Consider the following 26,449-nt stretch of genomic DNA (forward strand, 5'->3'; position numbering starts at 1 on the left):
CCGAACCCCGGCGCCAGAACCATGCACAACCTCTTGGCGCTGTACCGACAAGATAGGGACGATGACCGAAGCCGAGACGCTTTACAACCTCCTCACCGAGAGCGAGGAACTCACCATCGTCTGTCACAACAACCCCGACCCGGACTGTCTGGCGAGCGCGCTCGCGCTCGGTCGAATCGCCACCCACGCGGGCATCGACGAGCGTCGCATCCTCTACAGCGGAGACATCTCCCACCAGCAGAGTCGAGCGTTCGTCAACCTGCTCGAACTGGACCTCAAGCAGTTCGACGCCGAGACGGTCCGCGACCGGGCGGAGGACTCCCTCGTCGCGTTCGTGGACCACTCGATACCGGGCGTGAACAACGAGGTCCCCGAGGACGTGCCGATAGACGTCGTTATCGATCACCACACCGCCGAGGGAATCGAGGCCCGATTCGTGGACCACCGCGAGGGCGTCGGCGCGACGGCGACCATCCTCACCGAGTACGTCCGGGACCTCGGCGTCGAACCCGACGAGATACTGGCGACGGGACTGCTGTTCGCCATCCGGCGCGAGACGCTCGGGTTCCTCCGCGGCGTGACCCGCGACGAGTACGGGGCCGCCCAGACCCTCCACGACCACGCCGACCTGGACATGCTCCGACGGCTTTCGACTCCGGCGGTCAGCGGCGCGACCGTGGACGCCATCGCGGACGCGGTGGACAACAGAACCGTCCGCGGGTCGGTACTCATCTCTCACGTCGGCCGGACGAGCGAACGCGACTCGCTCCCCCAAGCGGCCGACTACCTCGCCACGCTGGAGGGCGTCGAGACGGCCATCGTCTTCGGTATCGTGGACGACGAGATAGAAATCAGTGCGCGCTCGACCGACTCCCGGGTCCACATCGGCAACGTCCTCGACGACATCTTCGAGGACGTGGGGAGCGCTGGCGGCCACCGAGAGATGGCCGGTGGCCAGATTCCGCTCGGCGTCTTCGCCGACTTGGCCAGGTCCGAGACCGGACCCGAGTTCGTCGACATCGTGGCGCGAGTGGTCACGAACCGCCTCGTCACCGGACTCAAACTCGGCGACGAGGCGTCCGAATCCGGAACCGACGCGGCGTAATCTCGGACGACACCCCGGCGAGGAAAACCGGCGAGTCGAACCGCCGACCCTCACTTCTCGCCGACCCTCACTCCTCGTCGAATCGCTCCTCGCCCGAGAGGTCGCGCCGAAGCGCCGCCCGGTCGAGTTCGCCCGTGGAACGACGGGGAAGCGACTCCACCCGATTTAGCTCCCGAACCGCCACGTCTTCGGGGAGTTCTTCGCCGAGGGTCCGGCGGAGCTCGCCCGGTTCGGCGTCTCCGACGAACGCCGCCAACACGCCCTCTTCGGCGGGAACCACCCCGGCGGCAGTCACGCCCTCTCGGGTCTCCAGCGTGCGCTCGACCTCCCGGGGGTGGACGCGGGCCGACGCGGAGTCGAGGGTCTCCCCGGCGCGTCCGAGGAGGTAGTAGTCGCCGTCTTCGCGGGAGGCGAGATCGCCCGTCGGCACCCACTCCGGGAACGTCTCGCCGCCGTCTCCGTCGGTCGCCAGATACCCCCGCGCCGTCACCGGCCCGCGGAACTGGAGTTCGCCGACCTCGCCGTCGGAGACCGGAGTCCCGCCCTCGTCGGCGAGTCGAACGTCGCAGTCGGGGAAGGGCCGACCCACGCAGTCGGGGTCGGAGTCGAAAGTGGAGTCAGAGTCGGAAGCGGGGTCGAAGTCGGCCGAATCGCTCGACCGGCCGGGGAACGCGACGAGGTTGTTCGGTCCGGTCTCGACCCGGCCGTAGGTCCGGACCACGGGAGCGCGCCGGGCCAGTTCCTCGCGTGCGTCCGCGGGGAGCGGAGACCGCGTGCCGACCCACTCGACGCTCCCGAAGTCGGTCGCCTCGAACGCCTCGCTCTCGACGAGTTCGCGGTACTCGGTCGGACCTGCGAACAGCGCGGTCGGACTCTCCTCGTCGACGACCCCGAGGGCGTCCTCGGGGGCGAACGCCCGGAGCAGGACGACCCGCCCGCCGACGTAGAGGAGCGGCAGAGTGAGTCGGTGGAGGCCGTCGGTGTCCGAGAACGGCAGGACGGCGGGCGCGCAGTCGTCCCGGCCGAGACCCCACGCCGCGACCGCGGTGACGCAGTTCCACTCGACCGCCCGCGCCGAGAGGTCCACCACGCGCGGGGCCGTCGTCGGGTCCTCGTTCAGCGACTCGCCGGGCCGGTTCGCGCCCTCATCCTCTCCGACGGCGGGCCGGTCGGCCTCGGCTTTCGTGTGGAGGTAGACCAGCGAGTCCTCGGGGTCGCGGTCGGCGCGCTCGTAGTCCTCGCCGTCCCCGCGGCCGAACTCCTCGAAGGTGTGAGTCAGGTCGCTCGGCAGTTCCCGAACGAGGTCGCGCTGTGCCGCCTCGTGGAGGACCACCGCGGGGTCGATGGTCTCCAGCGGTCGCTCGACGGTCGCGGGCGTGAGTCGATGCGAGACCGGAGCGAAAATCGCGCCGAGTCGCCGGACCGCGAACAGGAGCGCCAGCGTCTCGACTCGGTTGCGCGAGACGACCGCCACCGGGTCGCCCGGTCCGACGCCGAGCGCCGAGAGCCTGCGCGCCATCGCGTCGGCCTCGGATTCGAGGTCGGCGTAACCGACCCGCCGGTCGGCGCTCGCGTCCACTATCGCGGTTCGGTTCCCCCAGAGTGCGGCCCGGCGTTCGAGCGAGAGCGTCATGAAGTGAGGTTCGACATCCCCGAACGTAGGCGTTGTTGCGGACTCGGGCCGGTAGCCGCAGGCTCACTCCTCGGCGTGGTCCGTCAAGAACCCGACCAGCGCGTCGTTGACCGCCTTCGAGCGCTCCACGAAGAAGAGGTGCTCGCCGGGGAACTCTCGGAACTCGCCCTTCGGAAGTCCGTCGGCGAGCAGGCGACCGTTCTCGGCCGAGACCACCCGGTCGTCCGCGCCGTGGAGGACGAGCGCGGGGACCGTACTCTCGTAGAGGCGGTCGCTCACGTCGAAGTCGGCCATCGCCTCGAAGTGGGCGCGCTGGACTTCCCGGTCGGCGTCCTCGTCGCGTCGCCACGAGACGATTCGCTCGACCAGTTCCTCGGTCTCCAGCAGTTCCTCGCCGGAGACCGGTTCGAGCGACTCCCGGAGGGCGTCGGGGTCGTCGGGACTCGCTTCGAGTCGCTCCAGAACGTCGTCGGGAGTCGGCGTCGCTCGCGGACCGCCCGGCGAGGTGCCGAGGAGGGTCAGCGTCCGGGCGCGCGAGAAGTCGAGCGCGTACCGGAGCGCGACCATCCCGCCCATGCCCGCGCCGACGAGGTGGGCCTTGCGCGCGCCGTGGTCGGCGAGGACCGCTTCGAGGTCGGCCGCCATCGCCTCGATGCCGTAGGAGTCGGTTTCGTCGGAGTCGCCGGTCCCGCGCGTGCTCGGTATCACGACCTCGAAGGGACCCGCCAACGCGGGGAACTGCCAACTCCACTGCCACGCGCCGTAGCCTGCATCGGCCAGCAGAACGACGGGCACGTCGCTCTCGACCGCGCCGTCGCCGCCGACCTCGTAGTGAATAGAGACGCCGTCGTTGTCCGCGTAGGGCATGATCGGGGGTTCGGGGCCGCGGCGTTTCATCGTTTCCTTCGGGCGGCGAGGGACGGTCGTGACGTGAATACATTTTTGAACCGAGCGGAAGTATCGGGAGTCAGACGTGTCAGATAACTCTTCGGTCGGCGCGTCGGCCTCGCGCTCGGCCGTGCGGCGACTCGCTCCGGCGACCATCGAAGGACCGCTCTCCGACCTGCTGGGCCTCTTCTCGGTGACGCGACTCGGAGGCGTGGCCGTCGCGGGCGTGGTCGCCTACTTCCTGTTCGTGATTCCCGACGAACTCGCCGTCGTCCTGACCGCGGCGATGGTCGGCGCTGTACTCACCGGACTCCTCCCGCTCGCTATCGTCTTCGCCGTCGTGCGAAGCCCCGTCTGAGCCGTCGTCGGTTCAGTTCTGAGGCGGTAGGTGGTCGTCCGACGCGGCGCGCGGCCGGGGACTGCGCCAGAACTTTGTCGGCCCTACGTCAACCCGCGGGCATGAAGGCCATCAAGGACAGCGTCCACGACCACATCCCCATCTGCGACCTCGCTTCGGACCTGCTCGACACGCCCGAACTCCAGCGCCTCCGCCACATCAAACAACTCAGCACGGTTCGACTCGTCTACCCTTCCGCGAACCACACCCGATTCGAGCACAGCCTCGGCGTCTACTACCTCGCCCGCGAGGCGCTCTCCCTGCTCGGCGTCGACGGCGACCGCTCGAAGGCGGTTCGGGCGGCCGCCTTGCTCCACGACGTGGGTCACGGACCCTACGGCCACCAGACCGAGGGCATCATCGAGCGCCGACTCGGCAAGCACCACGACGAGGTGAGCGACCTGCTCGCGTCCGGGCGACTCGCCGAGGTGCTGGAGTCGCACGGTCTCGACCCAGTAACCGTCGCCGATCTCGTGGCGGGCGACGGGAAGTTGGGCCAACTCGTCGCCGGGGAACTCGACGTGGACCGGATGGACTACCTCGTGCGGGATGCCCACCACACCGGCGTCCCCTACGGCACCATCGACCACTCGCGTCTGCTGGCCGCCCTCCAGTTCCGAGACGACCACCTCGTCCTCTCGGAAGGCAACGTCCAGACCGCCGAGGGGACCCTCGTCGCTCGCGCGCTGATGAACGCCACGGTCTACCGCCACCACGTCTCGCGCATCGCGGGCGCGATGCTCGAACGCGCGGGCGAGCGCCTGCTCGACGCCACCGACCTCGACGCGACCCAGTTCGCCCGGATGACCGACGGCCGACTCCTCGCGGCGCTCCGGGACTGCGAGGAGACCGCCGACGCGGCCCGCCGCCTCGAACACCGGGACCTCCACAAGCGCGCGGTCTGGGCGAAACTCGACGCGGTGCCCGAGGAAGTCGTCGCGGCCGACCGCGAGACGGTCCGGGGCTTCGAGCGCGAGATCGCGGCGACGGCCGACGTGTCGCCCGAGGCCGTGCTGGTCGATACCCCCGGCGAACCGAACATGCCCGAGACCTCGACCCGCGTGGTCGTGGACGGCGAGGTCCGGCGACTCGCCGACGAGTCGCCGCTGGTCGAGGGTCTGCGTGCGGCCGGGCGCGCCCAGTGGCGACTCGGCGTCTACGCGCCCGAGGAAGACGTTCCCGAGGTCGGCGCGGCGGCCGAGCGAGTCCTCGGAATCGAGGCCTGAGCCGTCAGTACTGCGGTCTACGGCCGTAGTTCTGCTGTGATCGCGTCCCACCCTGCGATTGCTGGCGATACTGGGACGGATGGCCTCCCTGCGACGGACCGGGGCCCTGGGACTGCTGGCCCTGCATCGACGCCCCCGGACTGTTCGGAATCGCGTCGGGGTTCACGGCCTGTAGGTGGGCTTCGAGGAAGTAGAGTTGCTTGTCGGTCTCGCGTGAGAGTTCGGTGTACATGTCGGCGGTGTCCTCGTCGTCGTGCTCGACCGCGGCCTCGATTTCGGCCCGGAGGTTGTTGGCGTGGATGCCCACGCGCTCGACCAGCGCCGCGACGTACTCCGGCCCGGTGGTCACGTCCGGCGGAATCTCAGGAATCCGGCTGTTCGCCGCGGCGACTCGGACAGTGCCGGTCGCCTCCCCGCCAAGCGCCGTCGCGCGCTCGGCGATGACGTCGGCGTGGTCTTCGAACGTCTCGGCTATCTCGTCGAACAGCAGGTGCAACTGGTAGAAGTTCATCCCCTTGACGTTCCAGTGGGCGAACTTGGACTGGGTCATCAGGTCGGTGGTGTCGGCGAGGCTCTGGTTGAGCATCCCCACCACCGCCTGTCGAGTCTCGTCCGGCAGGCCCACGGCCGTTCGGAACGTCTGTGGCCGTCGCTGGCCACCCTGCTGGGACTGGCCCTGCCACTGCTGTCCGCTCCGTCCGGACTGTTGGCTTCGCTGTGACTGTCTGTACGTACTCATGGTTTCTCCCTCACACCGAAGACGACGACTCGGGGTAAGAAGGTTCTGGGGCGCGACCCGAAACGGCCTCGATTCCGAGAGGTCGGCGCGCTGTTTCGGCACATTCGAGACTTCTGCAGTGACGTTTAACTGTTTTCAGGCGCTAAGTCCCCTTCCTCAAGGAGCAACGCAGGGAGCGAAGCGACCGAGTAGCGTTGACGAGAACAAAGTTCTCGTTCGCACATCAGAACGCGGAGCGCTCTGAGGACGCAGTAGGGAGGGGATACAGCGCCGTCATCATCTCACAAACAGCCTACTACGACCGGCCCACAGGCCCACGCAATCGCAACCCTTCTTTGTGTAATTTGTGTATTATATGTTGTGACGTCTCGCAAAAACATCTCTATCCGTGACGACCAAGAGGAGTGGATTCAGGACAACCACCTAAATCTCTCCTCGTTCGTCCAAGAGAAACTGGACGAACTCATAGAGGAACGAGAATCATAGATGCACTACAACTACAAGTATCGGCTCGACCCACCAGAAGCCCTCACCGAGACGCTTCTGCATCACGTCGATACTTGCAGACAACTCTACAACCATGTCCTCTACAAACTCAACGAGGCAGACGAGATTCCAGCACGCTACAAGGTGCAGGGCACGCTCCCCGACCTCAAATCGTGGTGGGACGACCTGAACAACGTTCACTCGAAAGTGGTGCAGATGGTCGTCAAGCGCGTCTACGACAATCTCTCCACACTCAAATCGCAGAAGGAGAACGGACGTGCTGTGGGAATGCTCAACTGGAAACCTCCTCGGGAGTATCGGTCGCTCACCTACAACCAGTCCGGCTTCCAACTTAAGAATACGAGTGGTCGGCCTGTCCTGTGGTTGAGCAAAATCGGTGAGATTCCGATTCGCCTCCACCGAGACATTCCCGAGGACGCGAGTATCAAACAGGTCACGGTCAAGCAAGAACCAACGGGCGAGTGGTTCGCCACCTTCGGCATCGACGTGGACGAAAATACTCCCGAAAAACCGAAGAATCCAGAGCAAGTCGTCGGGATTGACGTAGGAATCCTGAAGTACGCCCACGACACCGATGGAACCGCCGTCGAGTCACCAGACTTCTCCGACGAACGCGACCGATTAGAACGCGGGCAACGCAAACTCTCACGGAAGGAACACGGCTCGAATAGCTGGGAGAAACAACGCAAGACGGTCGCTCGACGCTATGCCGACTTGAAGCGGAAGCGTCGAGACTTCCTTCACAAGTTGTCGAACTACTACGCCCGTGAGTACGAGCTTGTAGCGGTCGAGGACTTGGACGCGAAGGGACTGGTCGAACTACCGGGTAACTCTCGGAACAGAGCCGGGGCCTCGTGGGGGACGTTCCTTCGAATGCTCGAATACAAATGCGAGCGCGAAGAGCGCACTTTGTCGCCGTAGACCCCCGAGGAACGACGAAAGAGTGCGCGTCATGCGGAACGAAGACGGACAAACCGCTGTGGGTGCGTGAGCATTCGTGTCCGTCGTGTGGGTTCGAGGCGGATAGAGATGCAAATGCGTCGTGGAACATTCTTTCTCGCGGTCTCGAAGATGTAGGAGTGGGACACTCCGAATCAACGCCTGTGGAGACTGCGCTCCCTACGGACACCGATTCGGTGTCTGCAAAGCGCGTCATGGAAGCAGGAAGCCCCACCCTCAAGGAGCGACCCGCGTCAGCGGTGAGCGAGTAGGGTGGGGTAGTTCACGAACGGAATATACGTGTTAGGTGACGAATTAGAGTACCCGAAACGGTCAACGACGTTTTACCCCGTCCAACCGTGAAAAAGTAGCATGGGGGTTCGGGGGAGCGGCGTCTGGAGCGAGAGCAAGCGGGTCGTCCGCGAGTCGTGGCGGGAGATACACGACGAGAACATCACGTTCATGGCGGGGAGCATCGCCTACCACGCGTTCGTCTCGATGCTTCCGCTGTTGCTCCTCGCCGTCGTGGCCCTCGCGGCGTTCGACGACGAGGCGCTCACCGCGTCGCTGGCCGAGACCAGCAGACCGTTTCTGACGCCCTACGCCCGGGAGCTACTGGTCGAATCGATCGACGTGACCGCGACGCGAACGAGTCTGTCGGTAGTCGGCATGGTGACGCTCCTGTGGGGGGCCTCGAAAATCTTCCGGGGACTGGACGTGGCGTTCTCCGAGATTTACGACACCCACGTCGACAAGACTCCGCTCGAACAGTTCGAGGACGCAATCGTCGTCTTCGTCGCGCTCTCGCTCGCAGTCTTCGCCTTCCTCGTCGCAGGAGCGGTGGCCACGCTGGTTCCGTCCCTCCCGTACCCGGCCGTTATCAACCCGCTGTTGCTCGTCGCGGGTTTCGCAATCGCGTTCTTCCCCATCTACTACGTCTTCCCCGACGTGGACGTGACGCCGCGGGAGGTCCTCCCCGGCGTCGCCGTCGCCGCCGTCGGGTGGACCACGCTGCAGGCGCTGTTTCAGGGATACGTCACGCTCGTCGCGCGCTACGAGGCCGTGTACGGCACTCTGGGAAGCGCGTTCCTCCTGCTCATCTGGCTCTACTTCAGCAGTCTCATCCTCCTCGTCGGTGGAGTCGTCAACGCGGTCCTCGCGGGACGGACCGGCGACGAACACGCGCTGGACGTCTTCGACCGAGAGTCGAGCGAAACCGGCGACGACGGACCCCTCCGCCACCGCCCGAACGCCGCACCGGAGCGCGCTCGCACCGACGCCGACGGCCGGTTCGGTTCGTCCGATAGGACCGCCCGGGAGTCCGGTAGTCCCGACAGTTCCCATTCGACCGACTGCGCCTCGACCGTCGAACGCGCGCGCTCCCCCGAGGAACTCGTCCGGGCGTACGAGGAACTCGACGCCGACTACCAGCGACTGCGCGAGGAGGTCCAGCGTCTGAACGCCCAGAACGAGCGACTCCGGCGCGCGAACGACGCCCTGAATCGGCGGTTGGCCCGCCGTCGCCGGTCGGTCGTGGCGAAGGCCAAACGCTGGCTGTTCGAAAAGTAGCCCTGGAGAACTGCCGACGGGACTCGGTCGGGCCAGAACCGAGACCGGAACCCGGTCCGAGACGTCAATCGGCGTAGAAATCGACGAGCGCGCGTTCGAGTTCGCGGCCGGGCGCGTCGCGGTCCACGTCGGGTATCGAAGCGGACGCGTCGTGCGTCGGGCGCGGTTCGTCTGCGTCGTCGGGGGGAGACGGTCGGAGTTGGTCGGCGTCGTCGGACGGCGAGGTACCGGATTCGCGTAACGATGGCTCGTCGGTCGTCACTGTTAGACTCCGTCGAAGCTATTTCGACTCCCCCTACTTGTGCGTGTCGTGGTCGCAGTCACGTGATATGAGTGACCGATACGTGAGGGGGATTCTTGGCCGGACCCGCCGCTCCGTCCGGCCGAGACCTATCAGGCGTTCAGGACCTGCTTCAGCACGTCCGGGGCCTCCTCCAGCGCGTCGTCCAGTTTCTCGGCGTCCGGGCCGCCGCCCTGTGCGAAGTCCGGCGGACCGCCACCGCCACCGCCGACCTTCTGTGCGAGTTCGCCGACGACCTCTCCGGCGTTGACGCCGACGCCCTCGGGGACGGCCACTACGAACGTCGCGCCGTCCGCACCGCTTCCGATGACCGCGATTTTACCGTCCTCCACGAGCGCGTTTGCGGTCGCCCGGAGTTCGTCCATATCGGCGTCGAGGCGCTGAATCACGGCCACGGTGTCGCCGACTTCGACCTCCTCGCCACCGGCGCCGCCAGAGGCGCGGGCCTCGGCGAGTTGCTCTTTGAGGTGCTCTATCTGTTTGCCGCGGCCCTTCCACTCGTCGAAGAACCGCTGGGCGGTCTCTGGCACTTCCTCGGGGGCCACGTCGAGGATCTCGGCGGCCTCGGCGAGCGCGGTTTCGGTGCGCTGGGTCGCCTCGATGGCGGCGTCGCCCGCGGCGAAGGTGATGCGTTCGACGCCGTCCTGCACGCGCTCGGTGTTCAGGATCTTGATGGTACCCACGTCGCCCGTGCGCCGGACGTGAGTGCCACCGCAGGCCTGCACGTCCTCGGCGACATGGATGAGTCGGATGTTCTGGCCCGGCGGGATGCCGCCCTGATACAGGTCGAAGCCGTATTCCTCCTCGGCCTCGTGGCGGTTGGGCCACTCCTGCTGGACCGAGGTGTTCTCCATCACGAGTTCGTTGGCGACCATCTCGATCTCGTCTCTGGTCTCCCGGTCGATGCGCTCGTAGTGACGCACGTCGATGCGCGAACTGTCGATTCCCTTCTGGGCACCCGCCTGCCGGACGTGGTCGCCAAGCACCTCGCGGGCGGCGTGAATCACGATGTGGGTCGCGGTGTGGTGGCGCATCAGGCGACGGCGGCGCTGGCGGTCTATCTTCCCGCGGACGATGTCGCCTTTCCCGACTTTCTCGTCGGTCCGATGGAGGACGACGCCGTCTTCGACCTGCACGTCGCTGACCTGCACGCTCCTCTCGTCGGTGGTCAGGGTCCCGCGGTCGGCGGGTTGGCCACCGCCTTCGGGGTAGAACATCGTCTGGTCGAGGACCACGTCGTAGACCGGTTCGGCCTCGTCGCCCTCGCCTTCGCGCTCGAACACGTCGAGGACCACGGCCTCGAAGTCGGTGCCGTACTGGTCCTCGTAGAACTGGCGCTCGGTCTTGGGCAGGTCGGCGAGGCGGTCGTCCTCGTCTTCCTCCTCCTCGAAGGCCTCCCCGGAGTCGTGGCGAGAGGCGACGACGCTGTAGAAGTCGTCGGGTACGGCTACCTTCGTGCCGAAGTCCGCGGCGATCTCCTCGACCATGTCCGGCTGGATGCCGTGGGAGTCGTAGAGTTCGACCAGTTCCTCGGTCGGAATCGGCTTGCCCTTCTCGGCGTACTCCTTGGCGAGGCGCTCGACCCGGCGACCGCCCTGTTCGAGCGTCTCGCGGTACTTCTCGACCTCGGTCCGGACGATGTCCCGGACGGTGTCGCGGTTCTCGTACTCCAGGCGCTCGGCCTGCATGTCCACGAGTTCGTCGAGCGGCGCGTCCACGCCCACGTTGTCACAGAGGCGCTTGGTCCGTCGGAGGACCATCCGGGCGAGGTAGCCCGTACCGACGTTGCTCGGGACGATGCCGTCGCCGAGCATGTACGCGAGGGTCCGGCAGTGGTCGGCGATGGCGTAGATGTCTTCGAGGGGTTCGAGCAGGTCTTCGAGGTGGGACTTGGACACGTCCAACTCGCGGGCGATGTTGTCCCTGGCGGCCTCCATGTCCTCCGCCTCGTCGATGTCCATGTGGCCCGCGAGCTTCGAGGCGCGGTGGACCAGCGTCTCCTCGTCGTCGGAGTGGTCGATGCCCGCGTTCTGCTTGAGGAACGAAATCATCTCGGGGTAGACCGCCTCGTAGACGGTCGGAGTCCCCTGAGACATCCACGTCCAGCGTTCGAGACCGTAGCCGGTGTCCACGATGTAGGTGTCCATCTTGGAGTACCGGTTGCCGTCCTTCATCTCGTACTCGCCGTCGGGGTCCTGCTCCATCGACATGAAGACCAGCGTGGCGAGTTCCGCGCCCTTGTAGATGACCTCGATGGCGGGTCCGGCGTTGCCGCCGCCGACCCACGGGTCCTCGATGTAGGTTATCCCGTCGAGGTCGGCCCCCATCGACTCGAAGAACTCGTCGCAGTACCGGACCGTCTCGTCCTTCCAGTAGACCTCTCCGGAGTAGGCGTACTCGTCGCCGACCTCCTCGCGGGCGTTGAACGCGTGGTGGGCCATCATCTCGAACGCCATCGTGTGACGACCCGTCTTGCCCACGTTGTCGATGTCCTGCATCCGGATGCAGGGCTGGCTGATGGTCAGGGGGTTGGCGGGCGGCGGCGTCTGGCCCGACGTCACCAGCGGTTGGAAGTCGTAGATGGACGCCTGCGTGAGCAGTACGTCGTCGCGCCACCGGTTCGCGGCCACGGGATAGGGTTCGATTCGCTCGTGGTCGTTCTCCTCGAAGAACGAAAGGAACGCCTCCCGCATCTCTTCGAGCGTGTAGGCTTCCGGAAAGCCAGGGTCGTCGATGAACTGGTACGTCTCGCAGGGCGGTTCGCCGCAGGTTTCGCGGTCCTCGTCGCGGGTCCAGAAGAAGTCACCGCACTCGGTACACTCCTTCCTGACGAACCCCTCCTCCTCGAAATAATCGAGGCGGTACTCCTCTTCGAGCTCACTCATTATTATCCGTATTTCGCCAACGAACGGGTAAAACAGTTCCGCAACGAGTGCTGTGGCCGTCTCGTCACACCCGCATAGCGAACTGTCGGAATCGTAAATACACGTTTTAGAAATGTATTTGAGTCTTAGGAAAACACGTACCTTTCCGTCGTCTCGGAAGAGCGTTGGACACTCGTCGGTCACAGTTCGCCGCCTCAGTCCAGCGCGTACTCCTCGAACTTCTCGGCGGCCCACCGAAACCCGACCACTGGACCGACACCACCGACCAGCACCGCCAGGCCACCGCCGACCACCCGGACGGCGACCTGCGGAACCCCGAGGAGTTCGCCGACGAGTCCGGCAATCGGTCCGACCAACGCGACCATCGCGCCGACAGCACCACCGAGAAGAACCAGCGAGTAGGCCGCGAACGCGCCCTTGCTCGGCATCGTGACCTCCCTGCTCCGGAACACCTCGACCGTACCGAACCGCGGAAAGAGGACGCCGATACCCACCGCGAGGACGGTTCCGGCGACGACGAGAACGGCGCTTGCGGCAGTCAGCGCGAGCGAGTTGACCGTCGAGAGGGGACTCAGCGCGCCGGCGATTCCGGCCGCCAGCGCCACGACCGGAACGCCGACCAGCGCCGACGAGAGGACGTGTCCGACGACGAACTGTCGTCCGTCGATGCCCGAGAGCAGGGTGGTCGGCAGGACCGACCCCTCGTCGCCGAGGGGGTTCAACGCCGTCGCGCCCGCGGCCCACGTCCCGTAGAGCGCGACCAGCACCGGCAGAGAGGTGGGTACCCCACTCTCGAAGGCAGTCCGGAGCGGCGCGTAGAGGAAGAACAGGGGGTACGCGACGTAGAGGAGTCGAATCGGCGCGCGCTTCGACCGTCGCCACACTGCCAGCGTCACGGTCCGCGTGGGTCGCGCGAGCAGTCCCGAGAACGCCGCCGAGAGTACGCGCTCGCCGAACCCCGGGCGCGCTTCGGGAGCGTTCGTCACGTCGGACGCGGACGCGCCCGCAGTTCCGTCCGCATCGCTCGCGCGCGACGTGGGCGACGCGCGATAGTCGTTTCCGGTACTCTCCGCCTTCTCGTCGCGCCCGTCTCGTGCGCGGTCGGTGTACCACAGCGTCGTGGCCGACCGAATCCCGACCCCCGCGAGCGCGGGGACCAGAACCGCGGCGAGCGCGGCCGCGCCCAGCGCGTAGGTCGGAACCGCCGCGATTCCCGGCAGGCCGAGCAGGGCGGCGTCGCCGAACCACGCCAGCGGCGTGTCGCGGAGCGCGCGCTGGAGGCCGGTGACCACCTCGTCGAACGCCTGCGACGTGACCGCGAGGAAGTAGAGACCGAACGCCGCGACCAGCAACGCGGTCTTGTGGCGGGCCAACCACGGCGACTTGAGCGTGACCCACTTGACGCCGATGCCGACCGGGAATCCGACGGACACCGCGACGGCGAGCACGAGCGCAGCCGTCGCGGGAATCGCGACCAGCGGTGCGACCACGCCCGCGCCCACCGCGAGCGCCGCGGCAACCGTCAGCACCGGAATCGACGCGACGAGCGCCATCCGGACGTACTCGGCGAGCAGGAGACCGAGCGCGGCGTCTCGCGCGGGGACGGTCGTCAGGACTCCGTCCGGAGATTCGAGTTCGCCCTTCTTCCCCGCCGACCGGGCCGCTGCCAACACCGCGAGACCGACCCACCCGACCGCACTCCCGCCGCGAACGAGGTCGAGGACCGAGACGGGGACCTCGGGGAGCGCCCGGCCGAGTTGGTAGGCAACGAAGCCACCGCCGACGGTCGGCAGGGCGACCCAGAACAGGAGCGCGATTCCGAACGCGGCGGCGCGCGTGTTGCTGGACCGAATCGCCCGGACGCTCCGGCGGACCTCGACGCGGGCGATTCGGGTCGCGTGCGAGAGGTCCGGGGCCTTCATCGCGCGAACTCCGAGGAGCGTTCGGCCTGCTCGCTCGTCACTTCGAGGAACACCTCTTCGAGGGTGGACTCCTCGCCCGACTCGGCCCGGTGGGTCAGCGACTCGGGCGACCCCTCGGCCACGAGCCGGCCCTCGTGGAGGACTCCGACGCGGTCGGCCAACTCCTCGACCACGGGCAGGACGTGGGTCGAGAGGAAGACGGTCATTCCTTCCTCGCGGAGTTCGGAGACGAGGTTCCGGACGGTCCGGGCCGCCCGCGGGTCCAGTCCCGAGGTCGGTTCGTCCAGAAACAGCACGTCGGGGTCGTGGACGAGCGCCTGAATCAGCGCGGTCTTCTGCTTCATCCCCTTCGAGTAGGTCGAGATGCGGTCGTCGGCGTCGTCGGCGAGGTCGAAGCGAGCGAGCAACTCGCGGATGCGCTCGCTGGCCCGACTCTCGGGCAGGTCGCGGAGTCCGGCGACGTACTCCAACTGCTCGCGGCCGGTGAGTTCGTCGTGAATCGGTGGCTCTTCGGGCAGGTACCCGAGGTGGTCGACCACGGCGTCGCGGTCGGTGACGGGTTCGCCCGCGACCCACGCCTCCCCGGAGGTGGGCCGGGTCAGGGTCGTCAGCATCTGCATCGTCGTGGTCTTGCCCGCGCCGTTCGGCCCCAGGAAGCCGAACACCTCGCCGCGCTCGACCTCGAAGGTGAGGTCCCGAACCGCGGCGTCGTCGCCGTACCGCTTGGTCAGCGACTCGGTTCGGATGGGAGCGTTCGGCGTCATTGTCGAGCGACGAGAGGGCTGGCGGTCGTCGGAGCGAGAGGGCCGTGGCTCATGGCACACAGTTGGCCGACCAGTGACAAAAGTCTGGTTCGTGGCGACGCCAGCGAAAATCGTTCAGTCGTCCGCAGGGGACGCGGTGTCCTCCGGTGGCGACGAGACGGTGTCCGACCGCGAACTGAGCGGTTCGGACCCGCAACTGACGCAGGCGAAACTGCCGTCGACCGTCTTGACCACGGGCGCGTTACACTCGATGCACTTCAACCGCGCGTCCCGTGCCTGTCGTGGATACCGTCCCATGATGTACTCACGTCGGAATACGGTGGTCCGGAGTATAAGCGGGGCGGCCGTTCCTAACGGTTTTTCCGGTACAACGTGGCCTTTCTCGGTGGAAACGGTTTTCTCGACCGAAACCGCCGACGAAACGAGCGATTGCCGCCGAACAGTCCGAGACTAACTGTCTTCGAGCGACAGTGACGCCAGCAGTGCCTCTAACTGGACGCGCTCGTTCGCGCCCTCGGTGATGCGGTAATCGACTTCGCCCACGCGGTCCATCAGGCGCACTGTTGCCTCGTCGTCCAGGTCGAACTCCCAGACCGACCGGTGGAGTTGGTCGATGATGTCGCCGCCCGCCATCCCCTTGTTCGTGAGCAGGTCGTCCAGAATCGAGCGCGCCTTGCTGAAGTCGCCCTCGATGGCGTGGGTGACCATCTCGGCTATCTCCTCGGGGCGGGCCGTGCTGGTGATGGTGAACACGGCCTCCTCGTCCACGACCTCGCCCATCACGGCCGCGGCCTGGAGGGCGTTGATGGCCTTGCGCATGTCGCCGTCTGCGGCGTAGACGAGCGCGTCCACGCCGTCTTCGGTCGTCTCGATGCCCTCCTCGGCCGCGATTTTGCGCGTCTGTTCGGCGATGGCCTCGTCGTCGATGGGACCGAACCGGAAGGTCGCGCACCGCGACTGGATGGGGTCGATGATCTTGCTGGAGTAGTTACACGAGAGGATGAACCGAGTGTTTGACGAGAACTGCTCCATCGTTCGGCGGAGCGCCGACTGGGCGTCCGACGTGAGGGAGTCGGCCTCGTCAAGGAAGATGATGCGGTAGTTGTACCCGCCGAACGACGACCGCGCGAAACTCTTGATGCGGTCCCGAACCACGTCGATACCGCGCTGGTCGGAGGCGTTGAGTTCGAGGAAGTTCTGCTCCCAGTCGTCACCGTAGAGCTGCTTGGCGATGGCGACCGCACTGGTCGTCTTCCCCACTCCTGCCGGTCCCGAAAACAGCAGATTCGGCAGGTCGTCCCGCTCTACGTATCGCTTTAGCCGGGCCGTGATGTCGTCGTGGCCCGCCACCTCGTCCAGGGTCTCGGGTCGGTACTTTTCGATCCAGATCTCGTCCCGCCCGGCGTCGGCCACCTCGGACCCGGCCGCCTCGTCGGGTTCGCTCTCGGCCTCGTCGCCGGCCTCGCTCTCGACCTCACTCATGTGAGACACGAGGTGCTTGCCGGTCTTAAACTCCCCGAGGTTCTCGCACGACGAACGAGGGACTGTTCGACCACCGACGCCCGACCGCAGGCCGACCGTGGGCCGATTACGAGGGACCGCAGGCCGATGACGAGGGTCCGCAGGTCGACCGTGGCCGACAGGATACCGACCGTAAGAGGACCTTAACCCCGGAGTCGGGTCGTAGCCGCGCAATTACTTTCTGCCGGGGTAGCGACAGGTTCGACATGGACAAGCGACTCGTCCTCGCGATCGCGGTGGTTCTCCTCGTCGCGGCGGTGCCCGCGCCCGTCGCGGCCGACGAGACTCGGACCGGCGGGACCGTCGTCGTCGAGGAAGGAGAGACGGTCGACGACGACCTGTCGGCGTTCGGCGGTACGGTCGTCGTCCGCGGGACGGTGAACGGCGACCTCGACGCCTTCGGGGGCAACGTGTTCGTAGACGGTCGAGTGAACGGCGACCTCGATGCCGTCGCGGGCAACGTCCGCATCAACGGAACCGTGACCGGCGACGTCAGTGCGGTCGGCGGTAACGTCCTCCTCGCGCAGGGCGCTCGGGTCGGCGGCCAGCTGGAGGCCGGAGCAGGGAACGTCGTCGTGAACGGCGAAGTCGGCGAAGACGCGCGGGTCGGCGCGGAGACCATCGGCCTCGGGTCGAGCGCAGTCGTCGGCGGCGACTTCGTGTACGACGGGAATCTCGACCGAGCCGAGGGTGCCCGAATCGACGGCGAGGTGCGCCGAGAGTCGGACCTCGGCGTGAACGTCGGCTTCGACGGACGGCTGTTCCCCGACTGGGTCGGCTGGGTGTACGGCTTCCTCGTGAACCTCGTCCTCGGGGCAATCGTCCTGCTGGTCTTCCCGCGGTTCTCGGCGAACGCCGCCGGGCGAGCGACCGAGAGTCCCCTGCGTTCATCCGGCGTCGGTCTCCTGCTGTTCGTCGGGATTCCGGTACTGGCGGTCCTGCTGTTCGTCTCGCTCGTCGGGATTCCGTTGGGCCTGCTCGTCGTTCTGCTCTACCCGCTGTTGCTGTGGCTCGGGTACGTCTTCGGCGCGTTTGCGCTCGGAACGTGGGCGCTCGGTCTCGCCGACTCCGACAGCCGATGGCTGGCGCTGTTGGTCGGTCTGTTCGTTGTCTCGGTGGTCGGTCTCGTCCCGATAGTCGGCGGTCTCGTCCAGTTCCTCGTCCTCCTGCTCGGACTGGGCGCGTTCGCGCTCGGCGTGTGGCATCGCTACTGGGGACGCCGGGAGCGGCGGGCGTCCGATTCCACGGTAGAGACGACGTGAGGCCCGGAAAACTACCCGGATCGGTTTAGGCGAACTCGGGAAAAGTCGAAGACACGCTATCTCGCGAATCCGAGACCGCAGACCTTTCACCTCGGGCCAATAACCACGACGCATGGACGAGCGGGCCGCACTATCGCTTCTCGCAGATCGACTCCCGCACGCGGGCGACGACGCGGCGGTAGTGGACGGACAGGTCCTCACGACCGACATGCTCCACGAGACGACCGATTTCCCCGCGGGAACCACGCGGTACACCGCTGGCTGGCGGTCGGTCGGCGCGTCGCTGTCGGACGTGGCCGCGATGGGTGCAGAGGCGACCGCCGCCGTCGCGATCTACGCCGCGCCGGAGTTCGACGGCGAGGACCTCGAAGCGTTCGTCGCGGGCGCGAGCGACGTCTGCGAGGCGGTCGGCGCGGAGTACGTCGGCGGCGACCTGGACGAGAGCCGGGAGTTCACCGCGGCGACGACCGCGCTCGGGCGGACAGACGACCCCGTTCGCAGGTCGGGCGCGCGACCGGGCGAGCGGGTCTGCGTGACGGGTACCCTCGGCCGCACGGGCGCAGCGCTCCGACTGTTCGAGCGTAGCGACGGCGACCGCGGCACGGACGAGCGAGACGACGGAGAGCGCGCCAACGACCTCTTCCGGTTCGAGCCGCGAGTCGCGGCGGGCAGGGCGATCGCGCCGCACGCCACTGCGATGATGGACTCCAGCGACGGACTGGCGCGGTCGCTCCACCAGCTCGCGGAGGCGAGCGACTGCGGATTCGCCGTCGAATGGGACGCGCTTCCGGTGGACGAGGCGGTCCGCGAGGTGGCCGACAGCGAGGGCGAGGTCCGGGAACTGTCCGTCTTCTTCGGTGAGGACTTCGAGTTGGTGTTCACGGTGCCCGAGTGCGACCTCGCGGCGGTCCGCGACGCGTCGCCGACGCCGATTTCGGTCGTCGGCGACGTGACAGAGACGGGCGTCGAGATGGACGGCGAGGAGCTAGCGGACCGCGGATACACGCACGGCGAAGAGTAGTTCTTTCTCGAAGCCGGTCCAGATAGTGCCGATTGTCTACAGCGATTACATTGCAATCCGCGGGTTCACGGCGCTTCCAGCTTCCCGACGAATCCGTATCGCAGACGATAGCTCGGTCGCGGTGAGCATACCGACGATGCGGCCGTTCTCCTGGACGAGCAGGGCGTTCGCACGGGCGCGGTTCATCGTCCCGATGGCCTCGAACAGCGGGTCGTCGGCCGAGACGCGCGGCAGGTCGGTGGCCGCGATGTCACCCACCGTCGCACCGTCCCGTCCGCGAGCCCTCTTGGTGTCGTCGAGCGAGACGACCCCGGAGACCGGTCCGGTGCCGTCGGTCACGAGGTAGGTCGTCCGTCGCTCCTCCATCATCCGGTTCAGGAAGTCGGGGACGGGCGTGTCGGCCGACACCGACTCGACGTCCGTCGTCATCACGTCTCTCACGGTGACACCGTCGAGCAGCGAATCGAGCGCGACGAGCCGCGACTCGCTGTTGGCGGCGCCGTACACGAACAACGCGAGCAGCAGTAGCAGCGGACTGAACGAGAGGATGCCGAGGACGGCGAACCCGAGCGCGAACCCGGAGCCGATTCGGGCCGCGGTTCGCGTCGCGGACGCGTAGGGCCGCGACCGGGCCAACAGCGCCCGGAGGATGCGACCCCCGTCCATCGGGAACGCCGGGAGGAGATTGAACACGGTGAGCGTGACGTTGGCCACGACGAGCCACCCGAGAACGAACGCGGCCACCGGGAGCGAGGACGGGACAGCCAAGACGGCGACGTAGGCGACGGCGGCGACGCCGACGCTCGCTATCGGTCCGGCGATGGCGATCCAGAACTCCTTGTGCCACTCCCGCGGAATCGCCTTGAAGCTGGCCAGCCCGCCGAGGATCCAGAGGGTGATCGATTCGGTCTCGACACCGTACCGGCGGGCCGCCCAGGCGTGACCGAGTTCGTGCACCGTGACGCTGGCGAACAGTCCGACAGCCGCGAGGACGCCGATGAGCCACGGCGTGTTTCCGCTCCGGAGCACCGACACCTGCAGGGTGTCGGCCGCGAATCCGTTGATGATGCCCGCGTACAGCGTTATCTGGTCGCCGCTCCCGATGAGCCACGCCAGCACGGGAAGAAAGACCAGCAGCGAGACGTTGACGCGGATGGGGATGTCCCATACCGTCGCAACTCTGTAGTTCCACATAGGTTCTCCTTCACAGTAAGCAGAATTGTATCTATCGGGTGAAACGTACGGCCGTCGAGCAGGTGACGACTTCGCATCGGAGAGCCGGCCGAAGCGGAGCGGCTACGGCGGCGGTTACAGGGTCGCGACGGGAGCGACTAGCGGCGCGGCGTCACGTGATTATCTCGATTGGAACCGGCGTGAAGCACAGCACGCCCAGCACGAAGGTCAGAATCCCGATCGCCTTCCGTTTCACGTCCAGTCCCTCGTCGTCGATGGGGTTCGCCGGGCCGACGTAGGCGACGTACGTCGCCAGTAAGCCCCAGAACACCCACAGCACCGAGGCGTTGCTCACGTTCTCGACGTAGAAGACGTAGGCCGCGAGTCCGAACAGCGCGACGGGAACCAACGCGGCGACGCGCTCCTGTTCTTTGCCCAGAATCGCCCGGACGATGTGGCCGCCGTCGAGTTGGCCCACCGGGATGAGATTGAGGAAGGTGATGAACATCCCGACCCAGCCGCCGATGACGACCGGGTTGACGGCCTGCCCCGGGCCGTAGCTCGTCGGTTCGTCGAGAACCCACGCGATGAGTTCCAGAAGCGGCGGATAGCCGAACTCTATCTGGATCGTGTCCGGGTTGTTCATCAGGCTCGTCGGGACCGGTTCGGGCGGGAGCGAGAGCCCGATCGCCGTCACCGCGATGGTCGCCGCGAGTCCGGCGAGCGGTCCGGCGACGCCGATGTCGAACAGCGCCTTCCGGTCGGGCATCTGGCCTTTCATCCGGATGACCGCGCCCATCGTCCCGATGAGCGACGGCATCGGAATGAAGTACGGCAAGGTGGCGTCGACGCCGTGGTACCGGGTCATCACGTAGTGACCCAGTTCGTGAGTGAGTAGCACACCGAGGACCGCGGCGGTGAACGGCCACGCGTCGAGAACCGCCAGCGGGTTCTCCACGGCGTCGATGTGGTACCACGCGGTGCCAGCGTACAGCGTCGAAACCACCGTCAGGAGGAAGAGGACGACGTTCGTCCACGGAACTCCGTCGATGCCGGTGTCGGCGGGTTCGGCCACGAGGACGTACTCGCCGGTCTCGGTGGTCAGTTGGACTTCGTACCCGTGTTCGCGGAACAGAGGCCACGCGGCGTCGATAAGTCGCTCGCGGGGCACCAGCGGCTCGCCGTAGTACATTAGCCGGTCGCCGTCGCGGCGGGCCTCGTAGACGCGAAATACGGAACTCAAACGCTCCAGCGATGGACCGTCGGCGGGCGGGTCGGTCGAACCCATTCACCTTCGGTTACGGCGTGAATGTTGATAAACCCCCGGACGGAGCGGTGGAAATCTACTCCGAGCCGGCGTTCGACCGAGAACGCCCGCCGGAGAGTTCGGTCCGCAGACACGCAATGACGCAACGCTGGCAAGAAACGTATTTCTGCGTTTCTTTGGGAAATTAATATCGTTCTATTAGACTTGTATCTATTTCTCTGACCGGCGCAAAGGTTGAATGGTTCGGGAGCGTACCCCGTGCTACGAGTATGGGGAAGTGTAACAGTACGGTGCGGTGGGAACGGAGGGGAAAGTGTGGACGAGTGTAACCACTGCGGAGCGACGTTCGACGACGAAACGGCGTACGTCGAACACCTTCGGGACGAACACGCCGACGAACTCGGTCGGATAGAACGGCGTCGGGTGGACGAACTGGAGTCCGACGACGGCGGACCCGACGCCGCGATGTACGGTGCCGCGCTGGGCGTGCTCGCGCTCGGCGGCCTGCTGGCGTATCTGATACTCTTCTCGGGCGGCGCTCCCGGGTCCAACGGTCCGGGTGGAGCGGCCGGGGCAGACGGTCCCTCCGCGGTGGGGTCGGTCCACTATCACGGGACGATAGACGCCACCGTCGGCGGGCAGCAACTCAACTTCAGTCGCCAACGGTTCCAGTTGCAGGCCGACGCCTTCCACTTCGAGAACGGCGACGGCGAACAGTGGCACGTCCACGCCGAAGAGGTCACGCTCGCCTACGCGATGCAGACGCTCGGCATCGACGTGACGAACGAGACCGTCACCTACGACGGGACGACCTACGGCGACGACCCCAACGAGACGGTCGTCGTGAACGTGAACGGCGAACCGGTGACTCCCTCGGAGTACGTCCTACAGAAGGGCGACCACGTTCGTATCGTGGCGAACTCCTCCGACTAACTGCCGATTCGTGTCGATCGCGGACCGGCGTCAGTCCAGCGGGTCCGGCGACGGCGGAACCCGACGCTTGTGTTCGCTCCGCTCGTACATCTCCCTGACGCGTCGGACCTGTTCTTCGGTTATCTCCTCGACTTCGCGGGCGGTCGCCGTGACCGACAGCGGACCGTCGACGTGGAGCGCGAGGATGGCGTCCAGAGTGTCGTAGTCGATGCCCATCTCCCCCTCGTCGGTCTGGCCCGCCCAGAGTCCGGCGGTCGGTGTCTTCTCGACCAGTTCCTCCGGAACGCCGACGTGGGCCGCCAACTGACGGACCTGCTGTTTGTAGAGGTTCCCGATGGGGTGGCAATCCACCGCGCCGTCTCCGTACTTGGTGAAGTAGCCCACCTGCGCCTCGCTCCGGTTGCCCGTGCCGAGTACCAGCGACCCCTCGTGGTTGGCGACGAGGTAGTTCAGGACTGCCCGCGTGCGCGCCCTGGCGTTGCCGACCGCCGTGTGGTCGTCTTCGACTTCCGGGACGGCGTCGAGGAACCGGTCCACGATGGGGTTTATCTCCAGCACGTCGTAGGGAACCCCCAGTTCCTGTGCGACCCACTCGGCGTCGCTCATGTTGTCCTCGTCGCTCACTTCTCCCGGCATGACGAGGCCGTGGAGGTTCTCCTCGCCGAGCGCCTCGACGGCGAGGTAGGCGGTCAGCGTGCTGTCGATGCCCCCGGAGAGTCCGAGGACCGCCTGCTCGCTACCGGCTTCCGCGGCGGTGTCGCGGATGAACTGGACTATGTGTTCTCGGTGAACTTCGAGTTCCTCCTCGGAGAATCGCAAGTCGATCATGGCCGAGGGTAAGGTCGGCGACGATAAAAAATGGGTGGCAGGCCGAAATTTCTGGACGATTGGGCGAATCTACGCCGGTCGAAGGGTTGGGCTGAAGCGCTACGTTGAAGTGCTGGGGACGTGAATCGAGAGACGGAGACCGAACCGAGCGCCGATGGTGAGCGAGTCCGCAGGATTTGCGAGCGTCGGGGCACGAGTGAGCGAACGCAGTGCGCCGGTGGTCTAGTGGTAGGACATGAGCTTCCCAAGCTCATAGCCCGGGTTCAATTCCCGGTCGGCGCATTTTCCGTCTACAATCACCGTCGAGTGACTTCACTGCTCAAATCGCTACGAATCCGACGTACACCTCACCCGATTCCGAAACGTGAACCGAGAGCGCGTGGTCGGGGTCTCTCACCTCGACCTCCCACTGCTCGGTCGCGGTCACGTCGCCCACCTGGACCGTCGCCTCGTACGCGCCGGCGTGCGGGAAGGAGAACTCGAACTCCCGCGACTCGTTCGAGGAGAGTCGAACCGCCTCGGCGAACGCCACGGCCGAGTCGTTCGTGGCGATGACGCGGACCGTGACGTTCCGTGCAGTCCGACCAGTGTTCGACACCCGGACTTCGTAACCCACGTCTCGGTTGTACGTTGCGACGGTCTCCTGCGTCGTCGCGTTTCCGTCGGTCGTCGCGTTTCCGTCGGTCGTCGCGTTTCCGGTCGCTCGCTGTACCGTCTCGTTTCCGGCGACCGTTGCGTCGCTCCCCGTCCCAGTCTGGGTCGTCCCGGCGGTTCGATTCGCTCCGCTCTCGGCGGTCGTCTCGTTCGACGGCGGCGCGGCTATCACTCGTTCCGAATCCCCGGTCGAGTCGGTCGTGCGGTCGGTCTCCTCTCCCCCGGCAAGCGGTCCGCTACATCCGGCGAGAACGACGACGAAAGCCAACAGCGCCACGGCCCCTATCCGCTTCGACATCTACCGTCCGTAGGGGAAGTCCTGGCAAGTGCCTTGTGGAGCGTGACGGTCGAAGAACGGGTCACTCGAAACCGTTCTCGACCAGTTCCAGCACCTCGGCGGTCTCCGATTCGCCGAACTTCATCGGCCGTCGCCACCACGGTCCCTTCCCGGAGTCGCTCGACAGGTCGGTCACGACGCGGTTGGCCTCCGACCCCTTCTCGGCAGAACTCAGCGGGACCGCCGTCTCGTAGAGACCCGACTCCGCTCGGTCGCCAGCGAGCAGGACCGCCGCGTCGAACTCCTCGCGCTTGACGTGGGCGTTGTTCCGGAAGGTCGCGCGCTCGTCCTCGGGGAGGTCCACGTACTCGTCGCCCGCCACGGGGTCGCGCGCGAGGCGGAACTGCCCGACGAGATACGCGCCCCAGTCGGGCGCGATCCACTCCCGTTCGGGGTCGCCGCGGGTCGTGAGCGTCGCGTAGAAGAGGGCGTAGTCCCCCTCGCGCAGGTCGAGTAGCGGCCGGGCCTTCACGCCGTAGGGGTCGCCGTAGGTGTAACGCTCGCACTCGGGGTACTCGGCGAACTCCGGGTCGAGGTGGACCGGCGCGTCGGCGCTTCCGGCGGGTAGTTCGGTTTCGAGACGCAGGTCGGCGTAGGTCGGAACCGACCCGACGGTCGGCGCGTCTTCGGGAATCGGGACGAACTCGAAGGACCCGTCCGGGTAGACAGGACCGCGGACGCCGGGCGCGTTCGTGTTAGCTCCGACGTTGATGGCGACGGCGCGGGGCATACCTGACGCTCCGGGTCCGAGAGAGAAAGGAGTACCGTCACGCTCCGGCGCTACCGCGCCGACATCGGACTCACGCAGTTTCGGCAGTAGGTGTAACCGGTGTCGTTCTCCGCGCCGCATCGCGGACAGACCACGACCGACGGGTCGTCGCTTCGCTGTCGGTCGTCGAACTCCCGCATCTCCTCGATGGGGGCCGGTTCCCGGTTCGGCGGCGTCGACCGGAACAGCGGCGCGTCCTCGTCGCTTCGCAGGTATCGGTAGATGAGCAACTGGAGCAGGGAGAAGAGGAGCACGTACAGCACGATCCAACCCCAAACGCCCATATCGTGTCATATGGTGTCATGGTACTTTGCTCTTCTGACGCCGTCCAAACCGAGCGAGGGGGGACGAACGACGCCGGCCCGCTCCGGTTCGGGGCGGCCGAACTGAAATTATCTCCCGTAGGAGGTGACGCCGACGCGAACGACGACTTTCGAGGTCGGCGAACGCAGACCGCCAACCCTTAGCCACACTAGCCGACAGAGGGGAGCATGGAGCGACGACGACGGATGCGGTATCTCGGGTGGTTCGTACTTCTGCTGGCGCTGGTCTTCGGCGTACAGGGGTTGGCCGCGAATCAGGGCGTCTCGGCCACCTCGAACGCCGAGGGACCCTACGAGGGCCACACTCTCGTCAGCGTCCAGAGCTACGGGTTGGACGGGAAACTCCTCGAACTGAACGAGGACGGCGAGGTCGTCTGGGAGTTCGACCCGCCGAACTCGCGGGTGTTCGACGCCGAGCAGTTGGACAACGGCAACTTCCTGGTGGCAGTGACGACCGAACTTTCGCCCCAGGAGTGTCCCGACGACCAGTTGACGGTCGCCTCCGAGCAGTGTATCGAGGCCCAAGTCGTCGAACTCGACTACGAGACCAAGGAGGTCGTCTGGAACTACACGTGGTACGACGAGTACATCACCCACCACGAGGTTCACGACGTGGACCGCCTCGAAAACGGCAACACCGCAATCGTGGACATGGGCAACGACCGGGCGTTCGTCGTGAACGAGTCGGGCGAGATTACGTGGGAGTGGCACGCCGAGAACCACCTCGCGCAGGGTACCGAGTTCCACGAGGAGTACGGCGGCCCCGCCGACCCGGGCGGCGAAGCCGACTGGACCCACATGAACGACATCGATAAGTTGGAGAACGGGAACTTCCAACTGTCGGTCCGGAACTTCGACGTGGTAATCGAGGTCGACCCCGAGACCAAAGACGTCGTGAACGTCGTCGGTGAACCCGGAAACACCGAGATTCTCGACCACCAGCACAACCCCTACGAACTCCGGAACGGGACTGTTCTGGTCGCCGACAGCGGGAACGACCGCGTGGTCGAACTGAACGCGACGACCGACGAAGTGGTCTGGCAGTACGGCGGCCGAGGCCTGCTCCACTGGCCGCGGGACGCCGACCGACTGCCGAACGGCAACACGCTCATCGTGGACACCTTCAACAACCGCGTAGTGGAGATAGACGAGGACGGTGAGATCGTCTGGTCGTACTCGGGCGTCCAGATGCCCTACGCCGCCGACCGCCTCTCGGTGCCCGAGGAGGACCACGAGACGGTCCCCGGAACGGAACTCCGGAGTCGCTACGCCGACACCGACTCGGTACAGGGCACGCTCGAACAGGCCGAAGCCTACGCCGCGTTCGTCTTCCCGTCGTGGGTCGAACTGCCCGAACTCCTGACGCTCGCGGGGATGGTTCTCGGGACGGTCTGGTTACTGCTGGAAGGGTCGGTCGCGGTCGTTCGTGGCGACTGATTCGTGGCGAGTGACTCCCAGCGAGTAACTCCCGACCACCGGAACGAGA

General features: G+C 66.3%; 24 protein-coding genes, 1 tRNA gene and 1 pseudogene. 11 read left to right on the forward strand and 15 right to left on the reverse strand.

All coding sequences use genetic code 11. From position 1 onward, the window contains the following. Positions 1-61: 61 nt before the first annotated feature. Positions 62-1,105, forward strand: a complete 1,044-nt coding sequence (locus E2484_RS06280; RefSeq protein WP_137284373.1) for a DHH family phosphoesterase — start codon at positions 62-64, stop codon at positions 1,103-1,105. A gap of 67 nt (positions 1,106-1,172) precedes the next feature. Here the strand turns inward: E2484_RS06280 and E2484_RS06285 are convergent, their stop codons facing one another. Both E2484_RS06285 and E2484_RS06290 read right to left on the reverse strand, forming a co-directional pair. Next, positions 1,173-2,738, reverse strand: coding sequence for a class I adenylate-forming enzyme family protein (locus E2484_RS06285; protein ID WP_137284374.1), 1,566 nt, complete (start codon positions 2,736-2,738; stop codon positions 1,173-1,175). A 63-nt stretch (positions 2,739-2,801) separates the two neighbouring features. Then, positions 2,802-3,605: an alpha/beta fold hydrolase gene (locus E2484_RS06290; RefSeq protein ID WP_137285316.1), complete on the reverse strand. Its 804-nt coding sequence runs from the start codon at positions 3,603-3,605 to the stop codon at positions 2,802-2,804. A gap of 106 nt (positions 3,606-3,711) precedes the next feature. On the opposite strand from E2484_RS06290, the gene E2484_RS06295 reads away from it, so the two are divergent. Then, a complete protein-coding gene (locus E2484_RS06295) occupies positions 3,712-3,984 on the forward strand; it encodes a hypothetical protein (protein ID WP_137284375.1) in 273 nt (90 codons plus the stop codon). Positions 3,985-4,085: 101 nt separating this feature from the next. After that, positions 4,086-5,249, forward strand: a complete 1,164-nt coding sequence (locus tag E2484_RS06300; protein ID WP_137284376.1) for an HD domain-containing protein — start codon at positions 4,086-4,088, stop codon at positions 5,247-5,249. Between the two features lie 4 nt (positions 5,250-5,253). Here E2484_RS06300 and dps read toward each other — a convergent pair whose 3' ends face one another. Then, entirely contained in the window at positions 5,254-5,988 is a 735-nt protein-coding gene (gene dps / locus E2484_RS06305) for a DNA starvation/stationary phase protection protein Dps (RefSeq protein ID WP_137284377.1), read from the reverse strand. Between the two features lie 360 nt (positions 5,989-6,348). On the opposite strand from dps, the gene E2484_RS25400 reads away from it, so the two are divergent. From E2484_RS25400 to E2484_RS06315, 3 genes and pseudogenes are all read left to right on the forward strand, one after another. After that, the gene (locus E2484_RS25400) at positions 6,349-6,474 is read left to right on the forward strand and encodes a hypothetical protein (protein WP_321111972.1); all 126 of its coding nucleotides are present in this window, start codon (positions 6,349-6,351) and stop codon (positions 6,472-6,474) included. Continuing rightward, positions 6,475-7,706, forward strand: a pseudogene (locus E2484_RS06310) (RNA-guided endonuclease InsQ/TnpB family protein). It begins immediately after the preceding gene. A gap of 100 nt (positions 7,707-7,806) precedes the next feature. Beyond that, on the forward strand, positions 7,807-9,003 hold the full coding sequence (locus E2484_RS06315) for a YihY/virulence factor BrkB family protein (RefSeq protein WP_137284378.1): 1,197 nt from the start codon (positions 7,807-7,809) through the stop codon (positions 9,001-9,003). 64 nt (positions 9,004-9,067) lie between these two features. On the opposite strand, the gene E2484_RS06320 is transcribed toward E2484_RS06315, so the two are convergent. The 6 genes from E2484_RS06320 to E2484_RS06345 all read right to left on the reverse strand — a co-directional run bounded on the left by E2484_RS06320 (position 9,068) and on the right by E2484_RS06345 (position 16,357). After that, entirely contained in the window at positions 9,068-9,265 is a 198-nt protein-coding gene (locus E2484_RS06320; protein ID WP_137284379.1) for a hypothetical protein, read from the reverse strand. Between the two features lie 131 nt (positions 9,266-9,396). Further along, the gene (gene alaS / locus E2484_RS06325; protein WP_137284380.1) at positions 9,397-12,189 is read right to left on the reverse strand and encodes an alanine--tRNA ligase; all 2,793 of its coding nucleotides are present in this window, start codon (positions 12,187-12,189) and stop codon (positions 9,397-9,399) included. A 194-nt stretch (positions 12,190-12,383) separates the two neighbouring features. Next, a complete protein-coding gene (locus tag E2484_RS06330; RefSeq protein WP_137284381.1) occupies positions 12,384-14,111 on the reverse strand; it encodes a hypothetical protein in 1,728 nt (575 codons plus the stop codon). Beyond that, positions 14,108-14,875 carry an ABC transporter ATP-binding protein gene (locus E2484_RS06335; protein ID WP_137284382.1) on the reverse strand — a complete coding sequence of 256 codons (768 nt, stop codon included), beginning with the start codon at positions 14,873-14,875 and terminating at the stop codon, positions 14,108-14,110. The genes E2484_RS06330 and E2484_RS06335 overlap by 4 nt, the downstream gene beginning before the upstream one ends. A gap of 114 nt (positions 14,876-14,989) precedes the next feature. Then, a complete protein-coding gene (locus E2484_RS06340; protein ID WP_137284383.1) occupies positions 14,990-15,172 on the reverse strand; it encodes a hypothetical protein in 183 nt (60 codons plus the stop codon). Between the two features lie 153 nt (positions 15,173-15,325). Continuing rightward, a complete protein-coding gene (locus E2484_RS06345; protein WP_137284384.1) occupies positions 15,326-16,357 on the reverse strand; it encodes a replication factor C small subunit in 1,032 nt (343 codons plus the stop codon). Positions 16,358-16,602: 245 nt separating this feature from the next. Here E2484_RS06345 and E2484_RS06350 point away from each other — a divergent pair, with 245 nt between their 5' ends. Both E2484_RS06350 and thiL read left to right on the forward strand, forming a co-directional pair. Continuing rightward, positions 16,603-17,658, forward strand: coding sequence for a polymer-forming cytoskeletal protein (locus E2484_RS06350; RefSeq protein WP_137284385.1), 1,056 nt, complete (start codon positions 16,603-16,605; stop codon positions 17,656-17,658). Between the two features lie 112 nt (positions 17,659-17,770). Next, entirely contained in the window at positions 17,771-18,679 is a 909-nt protein-coding gene (gene thiL, locus E2484_RS06355) for a thiamine-phosphate kinase (RefSeq protein ID WP_137284386.1), read from the forward strand. A gap of 45 nt (positions 18,680-18,724) precedes the next feature. Here the strand turns inward: thiL and E2484_RS06360 are convergent, their stop codons facing one another. Further along, positions 18,725-19,873, reverse strand: a complete 1,149-nt coding sequence (locus E2484_RS06360; RefSeq protein ID WP_137284387.1) for a site-2 protease family protein — start codon at positions 19,871-19,873, stop codon at positions 18,725-18,727. A gap of 151 nt (positions 19,874-20,024) precedes the next feature. Continuing rightward, a complete protein-coding gene (locus E2484_RS06365) occupies positions 20,025-21,140 on the reverse strand; it encodes a site-2 protease family protein (RefSeq protein WP_137284388.1) in 1,116 nt (371 codons plus the stop codon). A 294-nt stretch (positions 21,141-21,434) separates the two neighbouring features. Here E2484_RS06365 and E2484_RS06370 point away from each other — a divergent pair, with 294 nt between their 5' ends. Then, entirely contained in the window at positions 21,435-22,052 is a 618-nt protein-coding gene (locus tag E2484_RS06370; RefSeq protein ID WP_137284389.1) for a MoaD/ThiS family protein, read from the forward strand. A 30-nt stretch (positions 22,053-22,082) separates the two neighbouring features. Here E2484_RS06370 and E2484_RS06375 read toward each other — a convergent pair whose 3' ends face one another. Beyond that, positions 22,083-22,880 (reverse strand): NAD+ synthase, encoded by a 798-nt coding sequence (locus tag E2484_RS06375; protein ID WP_137284390.1) that lies wholly within the window; start codon positions 22,878-22,880, stop codon positions 22,083-22,085. 211 nt (positions 22,881-23,091) lie between these two features. Here E2484_RS06375 and E2484_RS06380 point away from each other — a divergent pair. Beyond that, positions 23,092-23,162, forward strand: a tRNA-Gly gene (locus tag E2484_RS06380). Between the two features lie 37 nt (positions 23,163-23,199). Here the strand turns inward: E2484_RS06380 and E2484_RS06385 are convergent. The 3 genes from E2484_RS06385 to E2484_RS06395 form a co-directional block, all read right to left on the reverse strand. After that, complete coding sequence (locus E2484_RS06385; RefSeq protein ID WP_137284391.1) at positions 23,200-23,832, reverse strand: hypothetical protein; 633 nt, start codon at positions 23,830-23,832, stop codon at positions 23,200-23,202. 61 nt (positions 23,833-23,893) lie between these two features. After that, positions 23,894-24,601: an Nmad3 family putative nucleotide modification protein gene (locus tag E2484_RS06390; RefSeq protein WP_137284392.1), complete on the reverse strand. Its 708-nt coding sequence runs from the start codon at positions 24,599-24,601 to the stop codon at positions 23,894-23,896. 50 nt (positions 24,602-24,651) lie between these two features. Then, positions 24,652-24,924: a DUF7577 domain-containing protein gene (locus E2484_RS06395; protein WP_137284393.1), complete on the reverse strand. Its 273-nt coding sequence runs from the start codon at positions 24,922-24,924 to the stop codon at positions 24,652-24,654. Positions 24,925-25,131: 207 nt separating this feature from the next. Between E2484_RS06395 and E2484_RS06400 the strand changes: the two genes are divergently transcribed. Beyond that, entirely contained in the window at positions 25,132-26,400 is a 1,269-nt protein-coding gene (locus tag E2484_RS06400; protein ID WP_137284394.1) for an aryl-sulfate sulfotransferase, read from the forward strand. Positions 26,401-26,449 lie beyond the last annotated feature (49 nt).

The organism is Halorussus salinisoli (assembly GCA_005239435.1).
In the GTDB taxonomy this organism is placed as follows: domain Archaea; phylum Halobacteriota; class Halobacteria; order Halobacteriales; family Haladaptataceae; genus Halorussus; species Halorussus salinisoli.